General features: G+C 68.7%; 22 protein-coding genes and 2 pseudogenes. 10 read left to right on the forward strand and 14 right to left on the reverse strand.

Annotation, left to right across the window (positions count from 1 at the left end; all coding sequences use genetic code 11):
• The first annotated feature begins 527 nt into the window (after positions 1 to 527).
• From ACIP94_RS35190 to ACIP94_RS35200, 3 genes are all read left to right on the forward strand, one after another.
• Positions 528 to 1,721 (forward strand): NAD(P)/FAD-dependent oxidoreductase, encoded by a 1,194-nt coding sequence (locus ACIP94_RS35190; RefSeq protein WP_402435100.1) that lies wholly within the window; start codon positions 528 to 530, stop codon positions 1,719 to 1,721.
• The gene (locus ACIP94_RS35195) at positions 1,718 to 2,635 is read left to right on the forward strand and encodes an RNA polymerase sigma-70 factor (protein ID WP_402435103.1); all 918 of its coding nucleotides are present in this window, start codon (positions 1,718 to 1,720) and stop codon (positions 2,633 to 2,635) included. The genes ACIP94_RS35190 and ACIP94_RS35195 overlap by 4 nt, the downstream gene beginning before the upstream one ends.
• Positions 2,636 to 2,801: 166 nt before the next feature.
• Positions 2,802 to 3,386 carry a TetR family transcriptional regulator gene (locus ACIP94_RS35200; protein ID WP_402435302.1) on the forward strand — a complete coding sequence of 195 codons (585 nt, stop codon included), beginning with the start codon at positions 2,802 to 2,804 and terminating at the stop codon, positions 3,384 to 3,386.
• A gap of 409 nt (positions 3,387 to 3,795) precedes the next feature.
• Here the strand turns inward: ACIP94_RS35200 and ACIP94_RS35205 are convergent, their stop codons facing one another.
• From ACIP94_RS35205 to ACIP94_RS35215, 3 genes are all read right to left on the reverse strand, one after another.
• Entirely contained in the window at positions 3,796 to 5,184 is a 1,389-nt protein-coding gene (locus tag ACIP94_RS35205) for a protein kinase (protein WP_402435106.1), read from the reverse strand.
• Between the two features lie 308 nt (positions 5,185 to 5,492).
• Entirely contained in the window at positions 5,493 to 6,134 is a 642-nt protein-coding gene (locus ACIP94_RS35210) for a transposase (RefSeq protein ID WP_402435109.1), read from the reverse strand.
• 30 nt (positions 6,135 to 6,164) lie between these two features.
• Positions 6,165 to 6,542 (reverse strand): helix-turn-helix domain-containing protein, encoded by a 378-nt coding sequence (locus ACIP94_RS35215; RefSeq protein WP_402435112.1) that lies wholly within the window; start codon positions 6,540 to 6,542, stop codon positions 6,165 to 6,167.
• A 766-nt stretch (positions 6,543 to 7,308) separates the two neighbouring features.
• On the opposite strand from ACIP94_RS35215, the gene ACIP94_RS35220 reads away from it, so the two are divergent.
• Complete coding sequence (locus tag ACIP94_RS35220) at positions 7,309 to 7,521, forward strand: hypothetical protein (protein ID WP_402435115.1); 213 nt, start codon at positions 7,309 to 7,311, stop codon at positions 7,519 to 7,521.
• Between the two features lie 57 nt (positions 7,522 to 7,578).
• Here ACIP94_RS35220 and ACIP94_RS35225 read toward each other — a convergent pair whose 3' ends face one another.
• The 4 genes and pseudogenes from ACIP94_RS35225 to ACIP94_RS35240 form a co-directional block, all read right to left on the reverse strand.
• On the reverse strand, positions 7,579 to 8,448 hold the full coding sequence (locus tag ACIP94_RS35225; protein WP_402435118.1) for a class II glutamine amidotransferase: 870 nt from the start codon (positions 8,446 to 8,448) through the stop codon (positions 7,579 to 7,581).
• Between the two features lie 66 nt (positions 8,449 to 8,514).
• Positions 8,515 to 9,939 carry a glutamate decarboxylase gene (locus tag ACIP94_RS35230; RefSeq protein ID WP_402435120.1) on the reverse strand — a complete coding sequence of 475 codons (1,425 nt, stop codon included), beginning with the start codon at positions 9,937 to 9,939 and terminating at the stop codon, positions 8,515 to 8,517.
• 515 nt (positions 9,940 to 10,454) lie between these two features.
• Positions 10,455 to 10,577: pseudogene (locus tag ACIP94_RS35235) on the reverse strand (transposase); the annotation flags it as partial.
• 80 nt (positions 10,578 to 10,657) lie between these two features.
• The gene (locus ACIP94_RS35240; protein ID WP_402435123.1) at positions 10,658 to 11,365 is read right to left on the reverse strand and encodes a DedA family protein; all 708 of its coding nucleotides are present in this window, start codon (positions 11,363 to 11,365) and stop codon (positions 10,658 to 10,660) included.
• Between the two features lie 903 nt (positions 11,366 to 12,268).
• On the opposite strand from ACIP94_RS35240, the pseudogene ACIP94_RS35245 reads away from it, so the two are divergent.
• A pseudogene (locus ACIP94_RS35245) lies at positions 12,269 to 12,421 on the forward strand (transposase domain-containing protein); the annotation flags it as partial.
• A 766-nt stretch (positions 12,422 to 13,187) separates the two neighbouring features.
• Here ACIP94_RS35245 and ACIP94_RS35250 read toward each other — a convergent pair.
• From ACIP94_RS35250 to ACIP94_RS35260, 3 genes are all read right to left on the reverse strand, one after another.
• Positions 13,188 to 13,967: a class I SAM-dependent methyltransferase gene (locus ACIP94_RS35250; RefSeq protein ID WP_402435126.1), complete on the reverse strand. Its 780-nt coding sequence runs from the start codon at positions 13,965 to 13,967 to the stop codon at positions 13,188 to 13,190.
• 224 nt (positions 13,968 to 14,191) lie between these two features.
• Positions 14,192 to 15,031 carry an aldo/keto reductase gene (locus tag ACIP94_RS35255; RefSeq protein ID WP_402435129.1) on the reverse strand — a complete coding sequence of 280 codons (840 nt, stop codon included), beginning with the start codon at positions 15,029 to 15,031 and terminating at the stop codon, positions 14,192 to 14,194.
• A 162-nt stretch (positions 15,032 to 15,193) separates the two neighbouring features.
• Entirely contained in the window at positions 15,194 to 16,117 is a 924-nt protein-coding gene (locus ACIP94_RS35260) for an alpha/beta hydrolase (RefSeq protein ID WP_402435132.1), read from the reverse strand.
• Between the two features lie 73 nt (positions 16,118 to 16,190).
• Here ACIP94_RS35260 and ACIP94_RS35265 point away from each other — a divergent pair, with 73 nt between their 5' ends.
• Positions 16,191 to 16,667, forward strand: a complete 477-nt coding sequence (locus tag ACIP94_RS35265; RefSeq protein WP_402435135.1) for a MarR family winged helix-turn-helix transcriptional regulator — start codon at positions 16,191 to 16,193, stop codon at positions 16,665 to 16,667.
• A 598-nt stretch (positions 16,668 to 17,265) separates the two neighbouring features.
• On the opposite strand, the gene ACIP94_RS35270 is transcribed toward ACIP94_RS35265, so the two are convergent.
• The gene (locus ACIP94_RS35270; RefSeq protein ID WP_402435138.1) at positions 17,266 to 17,445 is read right to left on the reverse strand and encodes a transposase; all 180 of its coding nucleotides are present in this window, start codon (positions 17,443 to 17,445) and stop codon (positions 17,266 to 17,268) included.
• A gap of 205 nt (positions 17,446 to 17,650) precedes the next feature.
• The gene (locus ACIP94_RS35275; protein ID WP_402435143.1) at positions 17,651 to 18,703 is read right to left on the reverse strand and encodes an Lrp/AsnC family transcriptional regulator; all 1,053 of its coding nucleotides are present in this window, start codon (positions 18,701 to 18,703) and stop codon (positions 17,651 to 17,653) included.
• A gap of 173 nt (positions 18,704 to 18,876) precedes the next feature.
• Between ACIP94_RS35275 and ACIP94_RS35280 the strand changes: the two genes are divergently transcribed.
• From ACIP94_RS35280 to ACIP94_RS35290, 3 genes are all read left to right on the forward strand, one after another.
• Positions 18,877 to 19,593, forward strand: coding sequence for an SDR family NAD(P)-dependent oxidoreductase (locus ACIP94_RS35280; protein WP_402435146.1), 717 nt, complete (start codon positions 18,877 to 18,879; stop codon positions 19,591 to 19,593).
• A gap of 69 nt (positions 19,594 to 19,662) precedes the next feature.
• Entirely contained in the window at positions 19,663 to 20,637 is a 975-nt protein-coding gene (locus tag ACIP94_RS35285; RefSeq protein ID WP_402435149.1) for an amidohydrolase family protein, read from the forward strand.
• Positions 20,638 to 21,872: 1,235 nt separating this feature from the next.
• The gene (locus tag ACIP94_RS35290; protein WP_402435305.1) at positions 21,873 to 22,001 is read left to right on the forward strand and encodes a hypothetical protein; all 129 of its coding nucleotides are present in this window, start codon (positions 21,873 to 21,875) and stop codon (positions 21,999 to 22,001) included.
• Between the two features lie 76 nt (positions 22,002 to 22,077).
• Here ACIP94_RS35290 and ACIP94_RS35295 read toward each other — a convergent pair whose 3' ends face one another.
• Entirely contained in the window at positions 22,078 to 23,037 is a 960-nt protein-coding gene (locus ACIP94_RS35295) for an NADP-dependent oxidoreductase (protein ID WP_402435152.1), read from the reverse strand.
• 147 nt (positions 23,038 to 23,184) lie between these two features.
• Here ACIP94_RS35295 and ACIP94_RS35300 point away from each other — a divergent pair, with 147 nt between their 5' ends.
• Positions 23,185 to 24,096: a LysR family transcriptional regulator gene (locus ACIP94_RS35300; protein WP_402435155.1), complete on the forward strand. Its 912-nt coding sequence runs from the start codon at positions 23,185 to 23,187 to the stop codon at positions 24,094 to 24,096.
• Positions 24,097 to 24,458: 362 nt separating this feature from the next.
• Here the strand turns inward: ACIP94_RS35300 and ACIP94_RS35305 are convergent, their stop codons facing one another.
• Positions 24,459 to 25,547 carry an alcohol dehydrogenase catalytic domain-containing protein gene (locus ACIP94_RS35305; RefSeq protein WP_402435158.1) on the reverse strand — a complete coding sequence of 363 codons (1,089 nt, stop codon included), beginning with the start codon at positions 25,545 to 25,547 and terminating at the stop codon, positions 24,459 to 24,461.
• Between the last annotated feature and the right edge of the window lie 84 nt (positions 25,548 to 25,631).

Here is a 25,631-nt window from a genome sequence, read left to right on the forward strand (position 1 = left end):
CGCCTCACCGGCGAAGCCACCATCTCCTGGCGCGACCCGACATCACGGAATCAAACACCAATTTCGGGATGAAACATCGGGAGAAAACGACCTCTTAGTGGTCGGCTCCAGAAGTCCTTCGAGGGTTGACTCCGGAGCCGGTCGTGGGCGCCGCCCAGGTGTCGTGGTGATGGCGATCGGTGATTTGGGGGCGGTTCGTTTCGAGTGAAGCCCGCGATCAAAGGGTGAGGGCGTTGTTCCGCTGGTCGGGGGTGGCGTAGAGGCGGTCGTGCTCGCGGGCGGCGTGGAAGCACCCGGCCCCTGTCGCTGACCTGCGGCTCCTGTTGTTCCGTCAGTTCCCATGCGAAGCCAGTCGATCATGGTTGAATGCAGCGCGTCACGGTGCTCGGAGGGCTGATGCCGCGCACGCTTTTTCCTCTCGATGTGACGCGGGTCATATCGGCCCCATGTCACGAACGGAAGGGCAGCTTGCGTCTGGTGGTCGTCCGCACAGCAGGAACGACCGACTCGAAAGAGACAGCAGAGCGATGAACGCGACAACAGCGCAGCAGCATGAGGTCCTGGTTTTGGGCGCCGGCTACGCCGGGCTCTCCGCCGCGATCCAGCTCGCGGCCCGCACCAGGAAACGCGGAAGCCTGCGAGCGACGCTGGTCAACCCCCACGACACCTTCACCGAGCGGCTCCGACTGCACATGACCGCCACCGGTCAGGAGACGGCCGAGATGAACATTCCGGAGCTGCTGGACGGCACCAGCGTCGGCTTCGTCCGTGGCTGGGTCACCGCCGTGGACGCCGAGGCGAAGACCGTCCGGATCGACGACGACCGGGTCCTGCGCTACGACACCTTGGTCTACGGCCTGGGCAGCATCGCGGACAGCGTCACCGTCCCGGGCGTGGACGACCACGCCTACACCCTCAACAGCCCGGAGGACGCCGCCGTCCTCGCCGACCGGCTGACCCGGCTCGACGGTGGGACCGTCGTGGTCGGCGGCAGCGGCCTCACCGGCGTCGAGGCCGCCGCGGAGATCGCCGAGCGGCACCCGGAGCTGGAGGTGGTGCTGCTGGGCCGGCAGGAGCCGGGCGCGAGCATGCACCCGAAGGCCAAGGCCTACCTGGACGCGGCGCTCGCCCGGCTTGGCGTGCGGGTGCGCAGCGGCGTCGAGGTGGCCAAGGTGCTGCCGGACAGTGTCGAGGTCGCGGACGGCTCCAGCATCCCGGCGGGCGCGGTGCTGTGGACCAGCGGCACCCGTGTCTCGCCGCTGGCCGCCGCCGCAGGCCTGACCGTCGACGAGCGTGGCCGTGTGGTCACCGACAGCGCGCTGCGTTCGGTCTCCCACCCGGACGTCTATGCCGTGGGCGATGCGGCGGCGATCCGTCAGGACTACGGCGTGATGCACGGGACCTGTCAGGGGGGTATGCCCACCGGCGTGCACGCGGCCCTCTCGATCCTGCGGGTGCTGGCCGGCAAGGAGCCTAAGCCCTTCCGTTTCGGCTACTACCACACACCTGTCAGCCTGGGCCGGAACGACGCCGTCGTGCAGTTCACCCACCCCGACGACAGCCCGCGCCGGATCGTGCTGACCGGCAAGCGAGCCGCAAAGTACAAGGAGACGGTCACCGCCGCGCCGTGGCCGACCTTCGCCCGCATGAAGAAGATGCCCGCCTCGGGCGCGTTCTGGCCGCACGGCGGCCGCTACACCCGGATTCGGAGCGCCAAGTGACCCAGCCGCAGCAGGCCGGCCCCGACCAGCTTGCCTTCCAGCAGTACCGCACCCTGCTCTTCTCCGTCGCCTACCGCATCCTCGGCACCGCCGCCGACGCCGAGGACTTGGTCCAAGACGCCTGGCTCAAGTGGTCGGCGGCCGACCGTTCCCAGGTCGCCGACCCCAAGGCCTACCTGACCCGGATCGTCTCCAACCTCGCGATGGAGCGGCTTCGTTCAACTCGCCACCAGCGCGAGACCTACGTCGGGCCATGGCTCCCCGAGCCGATCCTCACGGGCCCGGACACCGCGGACGGCGTTGTCACGACGGACTCGGTCTCCACGGCCCTGCTGGTTGTGCTGGAGACGCTGAGTCCCCTGGAGCGCGCGGTCTTCGTGTTGAAAGAGGTCTTCACCTTCAGCTATCCGGAGATCGCGGAGGCGGTGGAACGCTCGGAGGCGGCGGTCCGGCAGGCCGCACACCGCGCCCGCGAGCACGTCCAGGCCCGCCGGCCCCGTTTCGCTGCAGACCGCGCCCGCCAACGCGACGTCACCGAACGCTTCTTCGCGGCGACGACAGGCGGCGACATCAACACCCTCATGGAGCTGCTCTCCCCGGACGTGACGCTGTGGACCGATGGCGGCGGCAAGGTCCGCCAGGCCCTCAAGCCGGTCGTCGGCCTGGAGACCGTGGCCCGTTGGTTCGCCGCGCTCGGCACCGTGACCTACGAGGGCATCGAGCCCGGGCAGACGCGGGCAGAGCTCACCTGGATCAACGGTGGCCCGGGCGTGGTCTTCCGCGGCCCGGACCGCGTGGTCGCCACGCTGACCTTCGACTTCGATCCGGAAGGCCGCATCTCCACCATCTACAACGTGGCCAACCCCGACAAGCTCCACGCAGTCGCCGACGGAACTCGGCACGAACTCTCCTGAGCCGCCCGATCGTTGTCGACGCCCTCCGGAATCACCGTGAGCCCGCTGCCCCAGCACGGCCCGGACCCAGGTGGAAGCGGATGCGGCAGACTGCGGCCGTCCTGATCCACCTCTTCTGATCGGCTTGCCTGCCTTGCCTGCCTTGCCTGTTGCTGCCGCGCGCCCGATAGTCCTGACCGCAGCCGAGCGGCACCGGTTGAAGAAGGCGGCCTGGGGCCACCAGTTCCTGGAGAGAAAGCGCGCGCAGCTCGACCCCGCTCCGCAGGACCCGGTGGAGGAGCTGCGCCGCGGCTGGGACATGGTGGTCGAGTTCGGAGTCTGTCGCCCCGAGTTGTTCGCGGTGATGAACAGGGCCACCGGCCGGGGAACGGACGCAGCAGACCGCACGGGCCTGGAGATCCTCCATGGGCGGGTGCGTCGGCTGGCGGCCGGGGGGTGGCTGCGGGTCGACGAGGAGCTGGCCGCCCAGATCATCCAGGCCACCGGCCAGGGCGCGGTCACCACCTGGCACTCCACCCCCGCGGACCGCCGCAATCCCGCGCTGTTGACCGTCCTGCGCGAGTCCATGGTCGCGGCCGTCACCCGCGCCGAGCCGGCGGTCCCCACCGCGGAGTCCGGTCCCGCCGCAGCGGCCCGCGCGCTACGCGCCGCCCTCCCCGACGACGCCGATGTCCTGAGCGACGCCGAGCAGCGCCTGCTGCGTGAGTGGCTCACGCGCCTGGCGGCGGACGGTGGCGCGTCGCATGCCTGATCGCGCTCAGGCGCCCTCGTGCAGGTTGAACCTTCCGGGGACAGATCGTGCGATGAAACGGTGTCCACCAGACGAGACAGTGGGCGAGCACACGGCTCCGGCTGGATCCCCCTTGCCCATAACGCGCCTCCAGCCTTGATCACGTCTCCGCCGCCCACTGTTAACAACGGTGGTGGTCAATACACCTAGTGGCGCTGCTGGACGCTCCAGAAGGCCATCGGATCTCAGAGCTGGAGTGGCTGCGCCGGCCGCCGACGCGGACGACGGGTACGGGCATGGCGAAGGCCCTGGAGCGGGTTGTCTGATGCGGCACTAGGTTAACCGCACCCCTTAAGGCCTGAGCCGTTGAGCATCAGTCGTGGCCCTTCTGCGTCGGGTGATGCGGGGACCTGCCGGTCTTTGCGGGCGGCTACGGCTTCGGCTTCGGGCCGCCGTGTTCGGTATGGCGGGTGTGGTCGTCGGCGTTCCGGGGGTGGTGCTGCGTGGGTTTGCGTGACTCGGCGCCGTGATGCCACGCCGGTGCACGGTGCTTCGGGGCTGTCGGGTGGGACGAGGCCGGACCCTTGGAGGGGGGCTTGGTGTGAGATCCGGTCGGCGTGGCCGCCGCGCCAGAGGCGACGAATGTCCTGGCGGCGGGCTCGGCATGAAAACCGGTCGCCGCAGCGGCCGGACCTGACGTGTCGATTGTCCGGGAGGTGGGCCGGGCGTGATGCGATCCGACCGGTGGGAGAGCACCGGACCTGCTTTCGGGAGTCGCCGTGCGGGAGGGCTGGTGCACAGGGGGCACGTGGGGCGAAGCGGCCTGGGCGCGGTCGCTTCCGTTGGTGGCCGTGGCGACGGTGAGGGTCGTGCCAAGGGCCACGGAAAGTGCGGCGATTGCAGTCCCCACGGCCCGGCGACGGCTGTGGCGGGGGCCGATCGCAAGGTTCGGCCGGGTGACCGCCACCTCCTCCGCCCGTACGGGCTCTCCTGCGTCGGGGCGAGCAGCCCAGGACGCCGGAAGGGAGGCCTCGGAGGAAGTCGAAAGAGGCAGCGGATGCGCTGTGGCCCCGGCGTGCCGGGAGGCGAGGATGTCGGCGCAACTGTCGGTGTCCGGGCGGGCGTCGGGGTCGTGGGCCGTCATAGCCCGCAGCAGGGTCGCGAGGTCCGGGGGGAGCCAGGTGGGGACCTCGGGTGGGCGGTGGAGGCGGGCGAGCGCCGCCTCCAGCGGGGTACCTTCGTACTCCAATTCGCCTTTCAGGGCCTCCAGCAGGACTAGGCCGAGCGCGTAGACGTCTACAGCTGGCCCGACCCGCCTGCCCGTGACCTGCTCCGGCGCCAGATAGGCGGCGGTGCCTATCAGGACGTCGGGTGCCGTGTGGCGGGTCGCGTTGGCAAGGCGCGCGATGCCGAAATCGGCCAGGTGAGGATCACCGGCCGCATCGAGAAGGACATTCGACGGTTTGACGTCGCGATGCACGATGCCGGCCCGGTGGACATAGGCCAGCGCCCGGGCGAGAGCGGCGCCTACACGTATCACATCCTGCTCAGGCAGTGCACCGCCCGCCAGGAGGCTGCGCAGTGTCGGGCCCTTGACCAGTTGCATCACCAGATAGGTGCGGTCGTCGTCGCGGCCAGCATCGTAGACAGTGACCAGGCCGGGATGCTGCAGGCGGCCGAGGAGGACGGCTTCCGCAGTGAGACGGTCCTCAATCTGTGGGTCGGGGCCGGGACGGAAGACCTTGACGGCCACGGACCGCCGAAGGCGCGTGTCGACGCCCTCGTACACGTCGGCCATGCCTCCCGATCCGATCCTCATACCCAGCCGGTAGCGGCCGGATAGGACCCGGGCGGACTGCTCATCTGCTGGAACCGCGGGCTGCACTGATCGGCGGGCCTTCACGTGATTCTCCGTTGCTGTCACCGCGTACCGGACTCGGCCATGGGCCGTGCTGCGAAGGCGGGTACCCCCGCCTGTGTCGGGTATCCAGACGAAGTCGGTGCTTGGGCTGGATCCGGGCCTGTCGGTTGCTCTGTGCAGTCACTTCAACCCGCGTGCGCGGGAGTGGCCACGCCGCCGCCGGTGTGACGGTGCCGCCGGGACGGGACCTAGTAGATTGTCGCGGCTTAGTTTTGCTGTGTGGTTGGGTAGAGGTGGCGCAGTTTCACGCGTGCGTCGTCGGTGGTGAAGTGCCAGTCGACTTGGCGCTGGTTGCTGTTGGTGTGCTGCTGCCAGGCGGCGAGTTCGGTGTTGAGCACGGCGAGGTCGTCGATGCAGCGGTCCAGGCACTGGCGGGTGAGGGCGGAGAGCTCGATCTCGGCGATGTTGAGCCAGGACCCGTGTTTGGGGGTGTGGTGGATCTCCAGGCGCTGGGCCAGCGCGAAGGCCTTCCCCGGGTCGAACGCCTCGTAGAGCGAGGCGGTGGTGTGAGTGTTGAGGTTGTCCATCACCAGCACGACCGTGGCGGCATCGGGATAGTCCACGGTCAGCAGGTGCTCGACCTGGTGCGCCCAGTCGACCCTGGTCCGGCGGGGCCGGGCGTCCACGCGCCGCCATCCGCGCAGCGGCTCGACCCAGCAGAAGATCGCCCGGGCGGACGTACTCGTTGTCCTCGCGCCGGTCACGGCCCGGTCGCGCGGGAAGCGGATCGCGGACGTGGCCGAGTAGCTGGTACGGCTTCTCGTCCATGCACACCACCGGGCGGGCCGGGTCGAGGGGGCGGCGGTAGACCGCCAAGACGTCCTCCATCGCCGCGGCGAAGGCCGCATTCGCAGCGGGCGGGATGGTCCAGCACTGCTTCACGTGAGGACGCAGTTCCGTTTTTTTGACACCCGGCCGATCGTGGGGTGGTGCGGATTCGGGATGTCCTCGACCAGCGCGACGTGCTTCTCCAGCAGTCGCAGCGACCACCGGGCATGTCCCTTGGGCGGCGCCGAGCAGGCGAGCGCGATCAGCCTCGCCTCGACCTCGCCCGTCATCGGGGAGGGCACCGGCGGGCATGCGCGTTCCTTCCGGCCGACCGTGGCCCACACATCGCCGCCGGTCTCCGCGTACCGGTTCGAGATCAGGCGGACGGACTCGCATGAGACCCCGACCCGGTCCGCGATCACCGCCTGCGGATCGACCTCGCCGACCGACGTGTCCAACGCGAGCAGCACCCGTGCCCGCCTGGTCATCACGCGCTGCGGACCCCCGTCGTCGTCACGCGCACCAACGCCAGACGATCTTCGGCACTCAACGCAACCGGATACTTCTTCTGTGAGGACACGGCACCCCTGCCAGGCCGAACGGAAGCGGCAAGGGGAGCTTGCCCGACCCCAACTCCACCAACCAGAACAACACTTTAGCCGCGACGATCTACTAGTTCGTCGGTCGGCGCCGGTGTGGACTGCGGGTGAGGATCGGCGGATGGGGACAGGGCACGTCACCGGCGGGAGGCTTGCTTCCCAACTCCACCACCGGCGAGTTACCACCTGCTTCCAGGCCATTCCTGCGCAGACATAAGCCTTGTGGGCGCGACGATCGGCTCCGTGTGGGCACACGAGGGAACGGGTGGGACTGGGGTGAGTGGCGCGGCGGCATGGCATCGATGACCGTGCCGCCGCGCGGCCTTCCAGCCCTTGAGTCTGAACCAACCCAAGTTGCTTCATCTCCGTCCCACCCCTGCTCCGCCGCCCGGCGGGCAGAGCAGGGCTGTCGAGCGGCCCGGCCCGGCATCCGGGTTTCAAACAGCCCTTGCCACCGGAGCAACCTGCCGCCTATCCCGGATTGTCGTGTCCACACCCGTCAATGCGTCATGGGCCGGGTCGGCAGCATCACCTTCATATGCCGGTGTCCTCGGATACGGGTGGGGTCGATCCGAGGACACCGGTGGCCCGGCGGCCCCGACGAGGGGAGCACGGCCCCACCGGGGGTCTCACCAGGTGACCGCACGTCGCGACGGTGACGGTGACGAGGAATCCAGACCGGCGTGAACGCCTCGATGCCGAGATTCGCCTGCCCAACTGGAACGTTGACGGCCGGGTGCTGTCCGTTCTCGTGAACGTCAACCTCGACCCGATCCGTGTGCCTCCCGAGACGATGAACAACCGCTATCGAAAACTCGCGGACAAAGCCAAAGCGCTCTGCCGGTCGAAGACCGGCCGAGGCCCGTAGCTTCCTGATCGCCAGTTCCGCTTTGGTGACCTGTCGGCGATCTCTGGCTGGCGATCGTCAAGCGGCTTTTTGGGAGGCGGCCGCGTCGGGGTGCAGGTCGTCGAGGGTGAGCTGGTGTGCTGGAGGGTCGGGAAGGATGACCTGGCGGGTGACGCGGCAGTCGGGGCCGACATGGAGGAGTTCGCCCGGCTGCATTTCGCGCCAGTGGGGGTTGTCGTCCATACGTTCGCTGGCGATGACGACGGCGGGGTGGTCGGCGAGGTTCGCGGAGTGGATGCGCATGTGGCCGTGGCTGCCGCTGTGGTCGAGGTGCTGGCTGCCGTGCTGTCCGCCCGCCGGTCGCTTGAGGACGTACAGATCGTGGGTGTCCGGGTAGCGCAGCGCCCACAGCTCCTCGGGGCTGGTGAGGATCAGGTTGATGGCGTAGACGGGCAGGTTCTCGGCGATCCAGCGGGCGGCCTGCTCGATGCCCGCGGAGACGTCACCGCCGTGCCGCCGGGTCTCCCGGGTGATCAGCGCGAAGAACCGCTCAGAGTCGGTGTCACCCTTCACCAGAGACCGGTCCTCGCCAAGGTGGTCGTGGAGCTTGTCGAGGCCCTCGATGACCCCGTTGTGTGCGAAGACCCTGCCGTCCTGCTCAAAGGGGTGGGTATTGCGCACGTCCAGGCTGCCGGTGGAGGCGAAGCGCACGTGGGCGACGAACGTCGCCGACTCCACCTGCCGGGCCTCCTGGGCGAAGGCGCGGTCGCGGTAGGCCGCGATGGGCGCCTTGTCGACGCGCGGGGTGCCGTCGGCGGCGAAGTGACCGAGGCCGGTGCCGTCGGGGTCGCGGTGGCTCTGCCGACTGAGGCTGTCCGGGGCGTCGAGGAGCCAGAAGGTGGCGTGGGTACGTTGCGGGGCGCTGCTGAGGCCGAAAAGACGGCACACGGGCTTCCTCCAGGGGTCGGCCGGCCCTTCGCGGCTCGCACCGGGCCGGCGGTTGGCGGTCTGTGGTCAGTGGCGGCCGGGGCGGCGGGGGTTCTTGGTCTCCGCGCCGTGCGCGAATCCCCCGGCGTCGTCCTCGTCGCGGTGCGGCTCACCCTGCTTGTCCAGCCGGGGCAGGACGCGGCGCAGGTCCTCCATGAGGAGATCGGCCAGGTCGTGGCTGAAGCCGTTGCGGACCACGATGCGCAGCACGGCCAGGTCGGTGCGGTCCTTGGGGAAGGTGTAGGCGGGCACCAGCCAGCCGCGTTCGCGCAGTGCTGCGGAGACGTCGAAGACACTGAAGTGGTCGATGTCCTCGCGGACCTGGAAGGCGAAGACCGGGATGTCGCTGCCGTCGGTGATCAGCTCGAACGGGCCCAGCCCCGCGATCTGACGGGCCAGTCGGGTGGCGACGTCGCGGCAGGTCTGCTGGACGCGCCGGTAGCCGTCGAAGCCCAGGCGCAGGAAGTTGTAGTACTGGGCGACGACCTGGGCGCCAGGGCGGGAGAAGTTGAGTGCGAAGGTCGGCATGTCGCCGCCGAGATAGTTGACGTGGAAGACCAGGTCGTCGGGGAGGGCGTCCTTGTCACGCCACAGGGCCCAGCCGACGCCCGGCATGACCAGGCCGTACTTGTGGCCGGAGGTGTTGATGGAGGCCACGCGCGGCAGTCGGAAGTCCCACTGCAGGTCCGGGTCGAGGAAGGGGGCGATCATCGCTCCGGACGCGCCGTCGACGTGGATGGGGATGTCCAGACCGGTACGGGACTGCAGGTCGTCCAGAGCCGCGGCGATGTCGGCCACGGGCTCGTAACTGCCGTCGAAGGTGGAGCCGAGCACGGCCACCACGCCGATGGTGTTCTCGTCGCACTGTTCCACCGCCTTGTCGGGGGTGAGGTGGTAGCGGTCGCCCTCCATGGGTACGTAACGGGGTTCGACCTCGAAGTAGTCGGCGAACTTCTCCCAGCAGATCTGCACGTTGATGCCCATCACGAGGTTGGGCCGGTCGGTGGGCTTGCCTTCGGCGCGGCGCCGGTGCTGCCAGCGCCGCTTGAGCGCCAGCCCGCCCAGCATGGCGGCCTCGCTGGATCCGGTCGTCGAGCAGCCCATCGCCTGACGGGGGTTCTCGGCGTGCCAGAGCCGGGCGAGCATGTGCACGCACCGGGTCTCGAGCTCCGCGGTCTGCGGATACTCGTCCTTGTCGATCATGTTCTTCTCGGCGCACTCCGCCATCAGCCGCCGGGCCTGGGGTTCGGCCCAGGTGGAGACGAACGTGGCCAGGTTCTGCCGGGCGTTGCCGTCGAGCATCAACTCGTCGTGCACCACCTGGTAGGCGGTGTCCGGTTCCATCTCGCCGCTCGGCATCGCGTACCGGGGCACCCGGACGGGTTCACGGCTGAAGACCGGGTTGACCTCCAGGTCCCTGCTTTCACCACGGTCATCATGCTGCACCGTCATGCGTCTACGACCTCTCTGCGGGGTTGGTATGCCTCTACAAGGAGTCCCCTCGGGGCCGGTGACGAATCAAGAGGGCGATTCCCCGGCGTCCCGCCCTGCGCACTTGTCTCAGGGTGGAGGGAGACGTTCTCGGTAGAAGGCGTGCCAGCAGTGAACGGGCTGTGTGGTCCCGAGCGCAGCAAACACGGCACGCGACGTCCTCAGGCCTCCTGGAGGCCTTCCCCGAAATCACGAATGACGTTGCTGCTGGGGCTGGTGGCGAGTTGGTGGCCGACTCCCACAGCGGCGGCAATCGGCCACTCGATCTCCGGTTGCCGCAAGGGCGCCGAGTCCGGCGATAAAGCCCAGCTGATTGCGTGGCGGGAACGTGATGGTGCCAAGCAAGGGCAAGTCGACGTGGCCGGTGACGAAGTGACCGCCCTGCACGGCTTCATCACCGGCCTCGGCCAAGACCTCGACGCCGTCGTCGCTGGGCTCGGCCTCAGCTCCGGCGCCGTCGAGGGCCACAACAACATGTTCGACCAGATCTGCCGCCAGATCTCGCGCGGGAACGCGGTGAACGCCAACACGTCGCCCTGGGCGGCGTCCAGGTGGGCTGCGGCCTTGGGGAACTTGGCCTCCAGAACGTCGAGCACGCGCCGTCGAGGGCCGCGTCAATGATCACCGCCTCGGGGGCGAGGAGGTCGGCCAGTGCAGGCCAGTCGGCTTCGCAGTGGTCTCACCGGGAGGCCGACGCGCGGTCCTGCGCTTGCCGGCGACGGTGCTTCCACCGCGCACGCGCGAGGAAGAACGCGAGGAGCAGGGCGAGGGCGGGCAGCAGCAGGAGCTGGTAGCGCACGGCCTCGTGGTAGAGGGGGCCGATGTCCGTGCCGGCACCGTAGCCAAGCGCCGTCCACAAACCAGCCCATACGGCGGCACCCAACGCGTTGGCGGCAGAAAAGCGTGCGTGGGGGAGGTGGTTGGCGCCGGCGAGCAGGCCATTGGTCTGACGTAGCACATCCACGAAGCGGGCGGCACAGACGATCGGTACACCGCGGCGCCGGTAGAAACTCTCCGCGCGCGCATAGCGCTGTGGGGTGAGGCGGACGTAGTGCCCATAGCGGTCGATCAAAGCGCTGCCCCGACGCAGCCCCAGCAGGTAGGCCGCTTCCGCCGCAGCGGTGGCGGCCGCCCAGGCGACCAGCGCGACCGCGACGACGTTCATCCGGCCGGTACCCGCGTAGACGGCGGCCACGATCAGCATCGTCTGCCCGGGAACGGGGATCAGCACATTGTCCAGGCCCACCAGCAGCGCCAGCGCCGCGTACCCGCCCCCGTCCAGCAGCGGCTCGAGATGAGCCAGCGCACCCGGCAGCCCCGGCCCCACGGTCACCCCGGCTCCGCCCGCACCCCGGCCGCCCGACGCGAGCCGAACGGAAACGAGCACTGCCTACGGCCGAGCGGGGCCACAGCTGCACCGACGCCCGTCATACTCGGCCATACCAACAAAACGATCTGCACGCCGGCAACTCCCGGAGGTCCTGGGACACGTCCTCACGGACCCGTGGTACCCGCCCTGGGCCGCCAAATGCCCCCCTCACCTGGCCTTGCGTTCCTGCGGCCTTCTGGCGGCCCGTTCAGGAGCAAACGGCCTACGCATCGGCCGGCAGAAAGCTGCAGCCCACCAGCTGGAGTGCTGCTCGACGGTCACCGCCTTGATGCCTCCTGCACGGGGCCACACATCAGCGGGTCTGGTCGTGTCCCCCGCCGTGGTGTAGCCGATCACGCTCTGGCGCCTCCGCTTCGGAGCCGTCCGGTGCGTGCTGCTGCGGGGCGCCCGGCGATCACCGCTGGTCCCGGCTCGGCGAGCTCCAACAGGGCCTCCGGCGAGAGGGATTCGGGCCCCGACCTGGGGATTCCGTCGGCTTGATCGGCTACACCACGAGAAGGGACGCCATCGCGGGTCTCAGACTCAGGGCCGCACCACGAGGGAGCGTGCCGCTTCGGTGTGACAGCTGACCTCCGGAGCGCGCAGGCCACCACCCTCTACAGCCCCCTCGGGCATTGCCCTGCTCTGCCGCTGTTCGGCGTACCGTGCACGGGCCAGGCACGCGCCGTGGAGGCGATTGTCGGTGTGAGGTCTCGGTCGATGTCACCCGCTTCGGGATGGCGTCCCGTGAAGTGGTGTAGCCGGGCAGTGAAGTTTCCCCAAGGCCGGGTAGTTAGCGTTTTCGCAGGTCAGGCAAGGGAGTTGAGAAAGTCCTGACATGGAGCAACGGAGCTCGTTGGTACAGGCAGTCGTCCAAGACAGCTTGTTCCCGAAGGAGCTCCGTTGCCCGAGAATTGTGTCCTGCCACCGCCTCTGGCGACCATCACCCGTACGGTCATAGTGGCCGCGGGTCGGTTCGCGCCGGGCCATCTGGGAGAGCTGACGCCGATCATGCCGTTCGAGCTGGTCGATGCGGTCTTGTCGGAGACACGGACCGTGCAGCGCCGGCTGCGGGATCCTCGGTCGCCCCGGAGGGCGACCGCCAGCTTGAGCACGTCGAGGGGGCAGGCCGACGGACTTTGTGGGTACGATCCTCGGCGCCGCCACCGGGGCGGCCGCCACCAGCGAGGTGATGCGCTTCAACTCCGAGTGGGAGTTGCGATTCCCGGCCGCCCCGGAGGGCGGCCGCCATGATTCAGCGCGATGGGAGTGTCGGGCCGGTCAGGGTCGAGGCCAAGGAACTCCTGCACGCACCACGCGATGTTGCGATCCTCGGCCACCCCGGAGGGGAGCCGCCACCAGTACAACGTGCCGCTCCAGTCCACCGACGACCCGTTGCGATCCTCGACCGTCCCGGAAGACGGCCGCCACATTGTTGGTGGTGACGGAGCCGGTGACGATGTCGTGGTTGCGATCCTCAGCCGTCCCGGAGGACGGCCGCCATGTCGGGACCGTCTACAACGACGGCATCCGGAACATGTGGTTGCGATCCTCGACCGTCCCGGAGGACGGCCGCCACAATGCTGCGGGATGCGAAGGGGCCCGCGTAGGCGGCGTTGCGATCCTCGGCCGCACGGGAGTGCGGCCGCCACTCCGTCACGCCGTACCGACAGCGCGCCGAGATCCTGTTGCGATCTCGACCGCCCCAGAAGTCAGCCGCCACCGCGTCGACGATTCGCTCCCCGCGGTTCCCTGTGCCGTTGCGATCCTCGGCCGCCCCGAAGGCTGGCCGCCACAACCGTGCACGCGGCGTCTCATCCATCGTTGTCGACGTGATGCTTCACAGTCGCCGGACGCGCAGCACGCCGGTCAGCATCGGAAGTGTGAACTCGCCGCGGGCGGTCTCCGGTCTACTCGCGAGGAAAGCGCGGATCCGGCCCAGCGTGGCTTCTTGTTCCTGTTCTGGCATGACCAGCACTCCCGCGCGCGTTGCAATGGTCGCGACGAGAGAGTCGGCGGTTCGGCACTGCCCGTGCGGGAACTCGGCCTGCTCCGGCGAGCCGAACCGGGCAGCCGCACCCGTCTTCGGAAGGTGCATGTCGGCCGTCTCGACGCGCCAGCTTGCGGGCGTGTCACGCGGGCCGATGGCTGCGCTCCCGCTGACCCGCGCGAGCCCGGCAACCCACTCGACCCCGTCGTTCATGAGGTTCCACAGGCCGGCCAGGATGCCGTTGGGTGCGAGGACCCTGGCGATCTCGGGTCCCGCGACGGACATGTCGAACCAATGCATGGCGTTGCCGGCCAGCACGGCATCGACGGACGCGTCCGGCAGCGGTATCGCCTCGGCACTACCCGACAGGGCACGGACAGCCGGCAGCATGCGACGCAGCTCGGTCAGCATCGCCGGATCGGGCTCGACCGCGATGACTTCGGCACCCAGCGCGACCAGCGTGGCAGTTAGCTTGCCCGTTCCGGCACCGAGATCGAGCACGCGCGGGCCGGGCCCGGGCTCGAGTGCCCAGCGCACCGCGGCCTGCGCATAGTCCGGACGATGCTCCGCGTATTCGACCGCCGCTGCGCCGAACGACGAGGCGTGAAGCAGCCGTTCATCCTGATCCACGCGATTACCCTATCGGTGCTGCTGGCGGTTCTGCCTCTATCGCGAACGAGACTTCCGCGAAAGCCAGATCGGTTGAGAACACCGGTTCACGGCGATCTCAAACGATCTGGCACCACAGCGGGTCAGGGGCTCGCCATCTGACAGGCTCACTGCGACAGGACACCCGCGCGTTCGCGAAAACTGAAGCCGTTTCAGAGGAAACCCACGGGCTGGTTATCCCGATATCAAGGGTTTCGCCCGTCGGTTCGCGGTGAAGTCGCGGGGCTGACCCGCTTGTCGAGGACAGCCAACTCCTCCTCGGTCAGGCGCAGGCTTCCAGAGGCGATGTTCTCTGCCAGGTGTACAGGGTTCGTGGTGCCGGGAATGGCCAGCACGTGCGGACCGCGGTGCAGGGTCCAGGCGAGCCGCACCTGGGCTGGCGTCGCATTGTGGGCGCGGGCAACAGACTGGACGCGCGCGTCCTGCTCCTGGCCTGCGGCTGCCTCGCGCCGCAGGCCGGAGACCGCGAAGAACGGGACGAAGGCGATGCCCTGCTCCCCGCACAGCTCCATCAGCCCATTCTCGTCAGCGCGGCGCCAGTCCAGGCCGTAGGAGTTGTGCACGCAGACCACGGGCGCGATCGTCTGGGCTTCGGTCACGTGCTGAGGCAGGACACCCGAGAGACCGAGGTGCCGGATCAGGCCGGCCTCGCGCAGTTCGGCGAGGGCGCCGAAGTGCTCGGCGATCGAGGCTGTGAGGGGGCCGTTGACGCGCAGGTTCACCACGTCCAAGTAGTCCCGGCCAAGCTGTCGCAAGTTCTCCTCGACCTGGCCACGCAATTGGTCGGGGCGGGCCTTGGTGATCCACTCGCCGGAGGGATCGCGTCCCGGGCCCACCTTGGTCACCACGACCACGTCGCCGTGCCAGGACGAGAGGGCGCGGTTGATGAGCTCGTTCGCGGACCGCGATGGTGAGAAGTAGAAGGCGGCCGTGTCGATGTGGTTGACACCCTGCTCGAACGCACTATGCAGCAGGCCGACGGCGGCATCGCGGTCGATCGGCGTGCCGTCGGAGTTCCCCATCATGCCGTTACCCGTTACTGACGTTGTGGCCGTGATGTCGTCAATGTGAGTCCGGTTTCGGGGTTTTGGATGGCCCTCGGAGCGGGGCCCTGGCTGCCAGGGAGGGGAACGGCGAGCCAGGGCCCGGGATGTGGCCCGTCATCCGTATGAGGGCTTATGCCTCCTTCAGCTTGCTGGCGTGTGTGCCGTGCCCTTGGTGCGGATGCGCTGACGGAGAAAGAGAGCGGCGCGCTCCAGTGCCTCGTCGGCTTCGTCCAGGACGCCGGCGAACGCCTGGAAGACATGTGGAACGTCAGCGGTGACGTCCAGGATGACGTCCACTCCGGCGTCCCTCGCGCGCGTGGCCATGCGTGTGGAGTCGTCCAGGAGCATTTCGTTGGTGCCCGCCTGCAGAAGTATCGGAGGGAAGCCGGTCAGGTCGGCGAGGGTGGCGGGGCTGAGCATGGGCTGGTGTGGGTCCTGTCCCGCAAGATACATGGCCCCGGTGTGTTCCAGGCCCTCACGCGTGAAGAACGGATCGATGCCCGCCTTGCGGGCCATGCTCCCGCCTGTCCGGGTCATGTCGAGTCCAGGGGAGAATGCCACGATCGCGGCGGGCATGGGCAGGCCCACGCCGCGAGCGGCGAGGCAGGTGGCGGCAGTGAGGCCGCCACCGGCGGAGTCCCCGGCGAACGCGATCGCCGAAGGGTCTTCGCCGCTGTCGAGAAGTGCGCGGTAGGCGCTCAGCCCGTCCTCGATCGCGGCCGGGAACGGGTGCTCAGGGGCAAGCCGGTAGTCCAACGAGAACGCCCTGAATCCTGTTTTGGTCACCAGGTTTCCCGTCAGCGACATCGCCGTCTCCGGTGAACCGACCACGTAGGAGCCGCCGTGGAAGTAGAGGATTGTCCCGGCCTTCGGAGTGCCGGCCGGCTCGACGAGCACCGCGGCCCGGTCGCCGAGCGTCGCAGTCTGGGTGCGGATCCCGGCCGGGACGATCATTTCGGCCATCATCGCCCTGAACCCGGCGCGGAGCTCCTCCACCGACCGAGGGCCCTCAGGCCGGGGCCGTCGGACCATCGCGTCGATCTCCGCGCGCTGCTGCCTGCTCATTGTCGCCTCCAGCGTAAGTACATGCCAGGGAACTATATGCCCAGGCATCTGTGTGGGTGCTAAGATATATGCCATGGCATCTAAGTCAAGCGGTGGCCGGGTCGACCTCCCGGGCTTCTTCGCCGACCTCGTTCGCTGTGAGACGCGCCTCTACAACGCGCTGAACGACCGTCTTCGCGAGCGGCACGGGATCGTCACCTCGCAGTTCGAATTCTTGCGCTTCCTGCGCGACCACCCTGGGTCCCGGGTGGCGGACCTTGCCGCCGAGTTCGCCATCGGGATCGGTGCGACCAGCAAGGGCATCGACCGCCTGGAGAAGCAGGCATGGGTCATACGGCGAGCCAATCCATCGGATCGTCGCTCATCACTGCTGGACCTGACCGATGACGGCCTGCAACTCGTCGAGGCGGCGGAGGCGACCTTCACTGAAACGCTGGCCGAGCTGACCGCAGGCGCCCTCGGTGGCCCCTCAGGCCCGGCCGCCGTACAGGTCCTTTCGGAGCTCCGCTCCGTGCTCGAACGCCATCAGATCGGCCTGCCCACAGGCTGACCGGCATGTGCATCCAGTGCGATCGCCCGCTGGCCATGTGATCAGCCTTTGTTGAGAGGCGAATCCCGCAGATTGATCACAACTCAATACGCGATCCTCGGCTGAGCCACCCGGCCTTCCGTTGCTGGCCATCGCAGCCGGAGACGTCCTCACCCGGTTGAGCGGAGTCAGCGATCGACCTCGTACTGGCCGCCCTCATCGGCGTGATGGGGGGGCCTGCTCGGCTCGGTCCTCGGACCCCTCATCCAATGACACACCGCACGCAAGGACCAGCTGCGCGCCACCGCCGCCCGCTTCTGCGCACCGGCTCTTTACACACCGCGGGATCCTGTACCACGGCTGGACTTCGGCCCTCATCAACCGTGCCCGCCAAGGCCGCCGTAGCACGCTCGCCCGCCCGGCAGGAGGTGGAGTCGATGTTCACACGGCCCATTCGCGCCTGCGCTGCGCGCTCTCCGCGCCTACCGCCTTGGCCAGGGCCCCGTCGGGATCGGCGGCGCCGACCTCGATGTGTAACTCGGGCAGGATCTGCCGCCACGTTGCATCCGCCGACCAGCGGCCATGCCGTTCATAGATGCTCTGCCAGGGGCCGTACCGCTCAGGCCGGTGCGGCCAGGGCACCCCCGCTGGCCCGGAACAGCACTCCGTTGATCACTTTGCCGTGATCGGACCACTGCCCGCCAGGCTTGCCGTTCGCGGGCAGTAACGGCTCGAACTTCTGCCACTGCGCGTCCGTGAGCTCGTGTCGCCGCACCATGACGGAGTTGACGGCCGCCATCGGCCTGCGTCCGGCCAGCGGTGCGGACGGGATTTCAATGCCCCCAGTCGCATGAGGCCATCGTTCTTCCGCGGTCGCGGCTCGGCACGAGATGAGCGCCGAGGCCGTGGCCGCCCCTGAGTCGCGGCGCGCCTCTTCCGACTCGCGAGGGAGGACGCCTCAGCAGGTTCGGCACCCGTCGAGCTGCTGGTCTCGGCACAGCCCCTCAGCGTCGCGCGCGAGCGCTGGACGGCTCTACGAGGCGATCGTCCAAGAGGCGGGTGCCAGCCTGTTTGACGTACTTCAGCACGGGTGAGACCTCCATGCTCTGCAGTCCGGTCAGGGACCCGATGCGTTCCGACGTGAACTCGAACAGTTCGTCGAGGTCCCGGGTGTGTGCGACGGCATGGATGTTCCAGGGCCCGGAGATGGCTGCGGCGAAGGCGATCTCGGGTTCCTGCGCGAGTGTGCGGCCCGCGCTCTTCACCGCCGACGGGTGCACGCGAAGCCAGAGGTGCGCGCGAGCGTGATAGCCCAAGGCTGCTGCGGCGATCTCGACGTCGATGTGGACGACGCGATGCTGGAGCAGAGACTCAAGGCGCCGCGAGGCGCGTCCCGGAGTGAGGTCTGCGGCTGTGGCGAGATCGACGAGACTGGCACGGCCATCTGCGGCGAGCGCATCGAGCAACTTGTCGTCCTCGAGGGTGAGGCGCAGTGGCTTGCGGGTGACGACCGGAGACTCGGTGAAAGGGGGCCCGCCGCTCCCCAACGCTGCTTCCTCCCGAGGGGACAGTGTGCCCTGCAGGGCGGACCAGTAGTGGCCGCGACCTCCGAGGAACTGCCGGAGCATGGCGAAGGCGTTGATGTCGATCACCGCCGCGGTGCGGGGAAGCCGCTGCACCAGGAGATCCTCGCGCTGTTCCCGCGTCCGGGATTGCGTCGCGCAGGTGACCTCACAACCCGCCGCACCCAGGGCTACCCAGTTGATGTCGTCACGCTTGGCGAGCGCGTCGGCGATCGCCGCGACACTGCCGGGACGGCAGCGCAGCCGCACCAGCCACCTGCTCTGCCCCAGGGCACCCGGGTTCACCACGCCGGCCACGCGGATGACACCGTCGGCGCGTAGCCGGCGATACCGGCGGTTGACGGCCCCCTCGGTCAGACCGAGGGCGTTCGCGATCGCGGCGAACGAAGCTCGTGGAGCGATCTGCAACGCACGAATGATTCGCACATCGTCGGGCTGAATCGAAGCAGATTCCGTCATGAGCGCCCTTGTCATGTCGCCGATACTACAAATGAGCCCTCGTCGCTCGCCTGCGATGCGGTGTGGACGAAACACTTGAACCGCGCGGGTTGAAGGGCCGCGGCAGCGGGCACCGCCCTGTGCTGATCCCGGGGCCTTGACCGATGCCCGAACGGAGTCCAACGCTCGAAGAACGGAGATGACGCTGCATGTCATCGACCTCCACTGAACAACACCCACCGACCGCTCTCATCGTCGGGGCCTCGCGCGGCCTCGGTCACGCGATGGCGGCGGAGTTCTTCGGCAGGGGCTGGAACGTCGTCGGCACCGTTCGCGACACCACTGCCCGAACGCCGCTGCACGACCTCGCGGACCGCGCCGACGGGCGGCTGATCATCGAGCATCTCGACATCAACGACCCGGGCCACCTGCCCCCGCTGCACGCACGTGTGGCGCACCGCCGACTCGACGTGCTCTTCGTCAACGCGGGCACGACCAACAATGAGCAGACGCCCATCGGCGGGGTTGCGACGGCCGACTTCATCGACGTGATGGTCACCAACGCGCTGAGCCCCATGCGCGTCATTGAAGCCCTCGAAGACCTGGTGTCCCCGGCGGGACTCATCGGGGCGATGTCCTCCGGACAGGGCAGCATCACGAACAACGCGACGGGAGGCCGCGAGGTCTACCGGGGGAGCAAAGCAGCCCTGAACATGTTCCTGCGGAGCTTCGCGGCCCGGCAGGGGGAGACGCGGCGCGCCTTCGTGCTCATGGCGCCGGGCTGGATACGCACCGCCCTGGGTGGTCCGGATGCGCCGTACACCATCGAGGAGACCGTCCCCTTGCTGGTGGACGTCCTGCTCTCCCGACTGGGCACGTCCGGCCTGGCATATCTGGACCGCTTCGGCCAGACCGTCCCCTGGTGATCCCTGCGGCCCATCCCAGCACTCACCGCTCGCCACCGGCCGGCTTGGAGCGGCCTCAAGGAGGAGATCGTGCCGATCATCGCCATCGAAGAACACTGGAGCATGCCGGATCTGACGGCTGCCCTCCACGCCCTGCCGCACCCGGATGAAAGTCTCGTTTTCGGGGAAATGGACGACAACCAGGAGCGCTTGGAGGACCTGGAGGCGGGCCGGATCGCGGCGATGAACGCGCAGGGTATCGACGTGTCGATCCTCGCCCTGACACCGCCGGCAACCCAGTCGCTGCCACCCGGCGAAGCCCTGGCGCTGAGTCGCGCCGCGAACGACGTGGCCGCGGCGGCCGTCGCCCGAAACCCTGCCCGTCTTCGCTCGATGTCCACCCTGCCCATGTCCTCACCGAAGGACGTCCCAGCCGAGCTTGAAAGAGCCGCGAGTATGGGGCACGTGGGAACCATGGTGTACGGCCGATCAGGGGACCTGTTTCTCGACGATCCCGTCTACGACGATTTTTTCGGCGTGGCCTCGGAACTCGGTCAGCCCGTGTTCATTCATCCCCAACTGCCATCGCGAGCTGTCCGTGACGCCTCATACCGAGGATTCGACCCCATGACGGAGCTCGCCCTGGCCACTTTCGGCTGGGGATGGCACCTGGACGCCGCAACAGCAGCCTTGCGGCTGATCCTCCGAGGTACTTTCGACCGTCATCCCGACCTCCAGATCGTGCTCGGTCACTGGGGAGAGACGTTGCTTTTCTGGCTCGATCGGGCCGACAGCATCTCCCGGACCGCCGGTCTGCAGCGCTCCGTGTCCGACTGCGTCCGATTGAATTTCCACATCACCGTCTCCGGCATGCTCAACCCGGCTCACCTGCATCATGCTCTGTCGGTGACCGCTGTCGACCGTTTGATGTTCGCCACGGACTACCCCTTCCAACGGCCGACCAAAGAGGAAATTTGTTCTTTCTTGGGTCACTTCCCCTCCGAGACAGAGCGCCAACAGTTCTCTTCCGGAAACGCTGCATCCTTGTTCGGCATTGGCCTGTAGCCCGGGATCTTTCATCATCGGCTGCCCTCCCACGGCTCGGCCTGGTGTGACGACTCCCGACCGCGCTTTCCGAGCAGGGCCTCGTCCTCGCCCACACAGGCCTCAGCACCTTCGTCGACGCCTTCGTGGGGCCAGGCCGGTCCTGAGTTCCACGTCCCTCCTCCATGTGCTGGCTTCGTTCATTTCAAAATAGCTGCGAATGTTCGTCCGTTCGGGCAGCAGTTGGTGATCTTGAGGCTCATGGTTGTTCACGAGAAATGGTTCTGGCTCAACTTCTGTTTGCGCCGTGAGGCGCTGTTGGCTCGAGTGGGGGTGGAAGACCTGCACCAACTCGCTGTCGCAGCAGTCGGGTTGAAGCTGAGGGCAGCCTGATCCGGGTGATGCCGGGGAGGGTGAGAGCGGCCCTGACAACGCCGGGACGTGTCCAGTACTGCCAGATGGGGCGGGTCCGGCAAGCATGATGGAGAGGAGTACGCGAGGAACCGGCGTTTTACGTCTCTCAAAGAGACACCGGCTCGAACCTGGCGGATCTGGGCCGGAATCGGTGCGTATGCAGGTCATCATTTCGGGTCACCGTCGCTGCCTCCGCGCTCTGGTCGCCAGGGTTCCCGGACCCGAACCCAAGGCTGTTCCGGCCGCGGACTCGTCCGGTTCTCCTTGCCCGCGCGGGCACCGATTCGCCGACCAGACCCGGGCCCGGCATGCCGCCGTCCATGCACTGCTGACGGCGGGACACAGCCGGCGCTCGGTCCAGCGGCAGCTCGGGATGACCTACCGCACCGTCAAGCAGTTCGCTGACGCCGCGACGCCGGAAGAGCTGTTCCTCGGGCAGTGGCAGAACCGGCTCTCCGTCCTCGACGACTACAAGCCCTACCTGGACGACCGCTGGAGCGAGGGCTGCACCAACGCCTGGAAGCTGTGGGAGGAGATCGTGCCACTCGGCTACAAGGGCAGCTACCAGCGCGTTCGCGCCTACCTGCACGACAAGCGCACCTCGCCGCAGCCGGTGACCGCCCGGCCGCCCTCGCCCCGGACCGTCGCCGGGTGGATCCTCCGCCGTCCGGACGCCCTCACCGAGACCGAGCAACTCCAGCTCAAGGCTGTCCGGACGCACTGCTCCGAACTCGACGCCCTCACCGGGCACGTCCGATCCTTCGCGACCATGCTCACCGAGCGCCAGGGCGGGCGCCTGGCTCGACGCCGTCCGGCAGGACGACCTGCCCAGCCTCCACACCCTGGCCGCGGGCATCGACCGCGACCGCGACGCCGTCATCGCCGGCCTCACTCTGCCGTGGAGTTCTGGCGTCGTCGAAGGGCACGTCAACCGGATCAAGATGCTCAAGCGCCGTAGGACACGGTCTTAGGTGCCGCTTATTCGACGCTGGGGCCGGCGAGTCATCAGCTTGAGTGAGCGCCCTGTGTCGTGGTCCGGGGCCTGGCTCAGCCGACCTGTAGCACGGTCTTGCCGCGTAGCCGCGCGGTCCGGAGGTCGCCGGCGAGGGCTCGCGGTGCTTCCCCAAGGGGAAGCACCGTGCCGATGACAGGCCGGATGCTGCCTGCGGTGACGAGCTTCGTGAGTTCGCCGAGCCGCTCCGGCTTGCGGTCGAGCGAGTAGTTCGCGGCGTGGATGCGTGCCTCGGCCATGAGCTGGTCGTCGAGACCGAAAGCGGTCGACAGCAGCGCACCGCCGTCCTTCACCGTGCCGGCCAGGCTGCTGGTGAGTGAGCGGTCGCCGACAAGGTCGAGGACCGCGTCGAGACCTTCGGGTGCGAGCTGGCGTAGAGCCTGGTCGAGGGGCTGCGCCCCACGGACGACGATCTCGGTGGCGCCGAGCTCGCGTATCTGCTCGGCGTGCTGAGCGGACGCCGTGGCGATGGTCCGGATCCCGCGGGCTGCTGCGGCCTGCACTGCGAACGTGCCGACACCTCCCGTGGCGCCGATGATGAGCAGCGTGCCGCCCTCGGGCACCCGTGTGTGCTCGATCGCGCCGAGCGCGGTCATGCCGGCGGTCGGCAGCGCGGCGGCCATGTGGCTCGGCATCCCGGTGGGGATGGTTGCCAGCGCGCCGAGCGCGGGCTCTGCCTGGACGACGCAGACCTCGGCGAAGGTCCCGAAGTGCAGTGGCTGGCTCCAAAACTGGCCGACGACACGGTCGCCAACGCGGAATCGCGTCACGTCGTCACCGATCGCGGTCACGGTGCCGGCACCGTCCAGGCCGAGCGTGAGCGGGAACCGGTACTCCCCGAGCCATTCCAGCGCGCCGGACGCGATGGCGACGTCCAGCGGGTTGATCGCTGCCGCCTCGATGGTGACCTGTATCTGGCCGAGGCCGGGGTCGGGCACGGGCAGCTTCCTGAGCTCCGGGGTGTCGCCGAAGCGCTCGATGCTGATGGCTCGCATGTGTCTCTCCGTTCTGCCGCGGGCCGTTCGCCCTGCGGCGACACCAGCGTGCGGTCAAGGCGAGGCCCGGGGGAACGACCGATCCGGCAGCCATTAGGAACAAGAAGGTAGTAATCCTGATGCCGAGCAGGTCGTAGTGTGTTCTCCATGGCAGTGGAGTCCCGGGCCTTGCGGTACTTCGTGGCGGTGGCCGAGGAACGCAGCTTCACCCACGCCGCGAGGCGGCTCGGCATAGCCGGCCCCGCGCTGTCGCGAGCGATCCGCAACCTTGAGACCGAACTCGGCGTACGCCTCCTGGAGCGGTCCACGCGCGTGGTGGAGCTGACCGAGCCCGGCGCAGTGCTGCTGACCCATGCGCGGCCTGCCCTGGAGGCTCTCGACGCGGCGGCCCGACGCGCCGTGCGGGCCTCGGCACCGCATCGCAGCCTGGTGCTCGCCGTGAAGGCGGACGCGGACGGGGGCCTGCTCGAAGCCATCCTCGCCGCGGTGGCTGCCGAGCCCGACACCAGGCCGGTCGCCGTGCGCCTGTGCGGATGGCGGGAGCACACGCGGCTACTGCGGGCGGGAGAGGCCGATGCGGCGCTCATGTTCGAGCCCTACGATCCGGACGGCATCGACGCGGATGTGGTCGCGGTCGAGCCGCGCGTGGCGGCGCTGCCCGTCGACCATCCACTTGCCGGAGCTGGCCGGGTACGGCTCGCCGATCTCGGAGTCGCCCCGGCGGACGTCCTCGAACGGGTGGAGCGCGACATCGGCGAGCACGGGGCCCAAGGCCTCGCGCAGCTGCTCGCGCTCATTGGCCTCGGCCAGACGATGACCGTGCTACCGCGATCGGTCGCAGCCCAGTACCCGCGACGCGCGGTCTCCTACGTCCTCATCGAGGACTGCCCTCCCGCCGCACTGGTTATCGCCTGGCCGGAATGCTCCCGCAGCCGCGACGTGGCCGCGCTGGTACGCGCGGCGGCGGCCGTCGCGCAGTCGCGTGGCATCGGTGCTGCATCAGACAGGACGACCGGACAACCGGAATCCTGCGGTGTCGCCCCACCAGCCGAGCCATGATGGCCGCGCAGCGGCCCCGAGCATTGGCTGACCCGTGCTGCTACTGGTCGTTCGGGTCCTCCGTTGTGGGAGGCAGCGACTGCGAGACACCGTCAGGCTAGAAGAGTTGGGCCCGACGGGCGTGCTCGCGCTCCAGCGGAAGGCCGCGTTCGGGGGGTGCTCTCGGATGGTCGAGCCACCACCTGATCGGGTCCGATGGTGGTGGCCGCACTGGCAGCCCCTTCTACGGCAGGGCGGTGTGATGCCCCACACGACAGGGCCTACCATCGCTCAGCACGCTCTCCGACCAAACCGGGCAGATCCCCCGAACGACGCCCCCCCTGGGGGGCGTCACGCTGGCATATGGGGATCAGTCGGTCTTGTCAGTGAGCCGGTGGGGTGAGGGTGGTGCGGTCGAACGGGCCACCATGTGAGGCGGCGTAGGTAACGGCGTCGTTGACGGCGTTGAGGCCGAACGACCGGACCCGTTCGGCGGCGAGGTCCAGGGTGCCTGAGGTGAGGAGCCGGATGATGCCGACGTTCGCTGTACGCGGGTACATCCACTGGCCGCGTACGGTGATCGAGTTGCGCATGATCCATGGGTACGGGAGGGCGAGGTCGTCGCCACCGAGCATGCCGACGCCGCCCATGAGGACGACGCGGCCGTATTCGCGCACGGTCATGGCTGCCGTGCGCGCTGCCGAGCTGGGTGCGCTCGGCGGTAGCAGGTCGATCACCATGTCGATCGGGCCGTCGGCCGCCGCGGACATCGCGGCGCGGTCGCCGGCGTCGTCCCCGGTGAGCGGGACCGGGCGCACGAGCGGACCGAATCGGTCGGCGAGGAGGTCGAGCGCGGCCTGGTTGCGGCCTGGGGCGACCACGCGGCCCGCTCCCATGGCGAGCGCGACCGCGACCGCACTGCTGCCGAGGTTGCCGGTGGCCCCGTTGACGAGCAGCGTCTCGCCGGCTGCGAGCCCGCCGGCCAGCAGCCCGCCGTAAGGGATGACGTGCACGCTGAGCGCGGCCCAGCGGGCCGGGTCGTCCCCCGCCGCTGCGGGGAGCGGGTAGACGTTCTCCGTCGGGACCCGCATGAGCTCGGCGAACGATCCGTCGTGCAGGTACTGGGCGAGGCGAGCGCCGCCCTCGCCGCGGGAACTCCAGCCCTGGAGCGTGATATCGGGCGTCAGGGCGTCATCCCGCGAGCGCACCGTCGAGTCGCACCACACCAGGTCGCCGGGGCGCAGCCGGGTGGCGTCCGGGCCCACGTGGACGACCCGTCCCACGCCGCCGATCCCGGGCACGACGGGAGGGACCAGGGGATAGTTCCGCTCGCCGCTGAAGACCTCAGCCGCGTAGGGCGCCACGCTGGCGGCGAGGACCTCGACCAGCACCTCGCCGCCGCCGGCCTGGGGGTCGGGCACCTCCCGTACCGTGAGCGGGGCACCGAACTGCGTCAGAACTGCTGCTTGCACGTGATGACCTCCGTGTTCGTCCGTGTTCGTCGCGATCGACACTAGGAACCCGGCGGGCATGCGGGAAGCGACGATCAAGCATCC

Origin of the sequence: Streptomyces sp. NPDC093261 (assembly GCF_044753645.1) — a bacterium.
In the GTDB taxonomy this organism is placed as follows: domain Bacteria; phylum Actinomycetota; class Actinomycetes; order Streptomycetales; family Streptomycetaceae; genus Streptomyces.

Excerpts from the sequence above, each read along its gene's own strand:
- ACIP94_RS35255 (WP_402435129.1), bottom strand. The coding sequence starts at position 15,031 with ATGATGGGGAACTCCGACGGCACGCCGATCGACCGCGATGCCGCCGTC.
- ACIP94_RS35190 (WP_402435100.1), top strand. The coding sequence starts at position 528 with ATGAACGCGACAACAGCGCAGCAGCATGAGGTCCTGGTTTTGGGCGCC.
- ACIP94_RS35300 (WP_402435155.1), top strand. The coding sequence starts at position 23,185 with ATGGCAGTGGAGTCCCGGGCCTTGCGGTACTTCGTGGCGGTGGCCGAG.
- ACIP94_RS35270 (WP_402435138.1), bottom strand. The coding sequence starts at position 17,445 with ATGGCGGCCGTCAACTCCGTCATGGTGCGGCGACACGAGCTCACGGAC.
- ACIP94_RS35230 (WP_402435120.1), bottom strand. The coding sequence starts at position 9,939 with ATGACGGTGCAGCATGATGACCGTGGTGAAAGCAGGGACCTGGAGGTC.
- ACIP94_RS35205 (WP_402435106.1), bottom strand. The coding sequence starts at position 5,184 with ATGAGGATCGGATCGGGAGGCATGGCCGACGTGTACGAGGGCGTCGAC.
- ACIP94_RS35265 (WP_402435135.1), top strand. The coding sequence starts at position 16,191 with ATGGCATCTAAGTCAAGCGGTGGCCGGGTCGACCTCCCGGGCTTCTTC.
- ACIP94_RS35260 (WP_402435132.1), bottom strand. The coding sequence starts at position 16,117 with ATGAGCAGGCAGCAGCGCGCGGAGATCGACGCGATGGTCCGACGGCCC.
- ACIP94_RS35295 (WP_402435152.1), bottom strand. The coding sequence starts at position 23,037 with ATGCGAGCCATCAGCATCGAGCGCTTCGGCGACACCCCGGAGCTCAGG.
- ACIP94_RS35280 (WP_402435146.1), top strand. The coding sequence starts at position 18,877 with ATGTCATCGACCTCCACTGAACAACACCCACCGACCGCTCTCATCGTC.
- ACIP94_RS35210 (WP_402435109.1), bottom strand. The coding sequence starts at position 6,134 with ATGCGGCCTTCGCCGCGGCGATGGAGGACGTCTTGGCGGTCTACCGCC.
- ACIP94_RS35215 (WP_402435112.1), bottom strand. The coding sequence starts at position 6,542 with ATGACCAGGCGGGCACGGGTGCTGCTCGCGTTGGACACGTCGGTCGGC.
- ACIP94_RS35275 (WP_402435143.1), bottom strand. The coding sequence starts at position 18,703 with ATGACAAGGGCGCTCATGACGGAATCTGCTTCGATTCAGCCCGACGAT.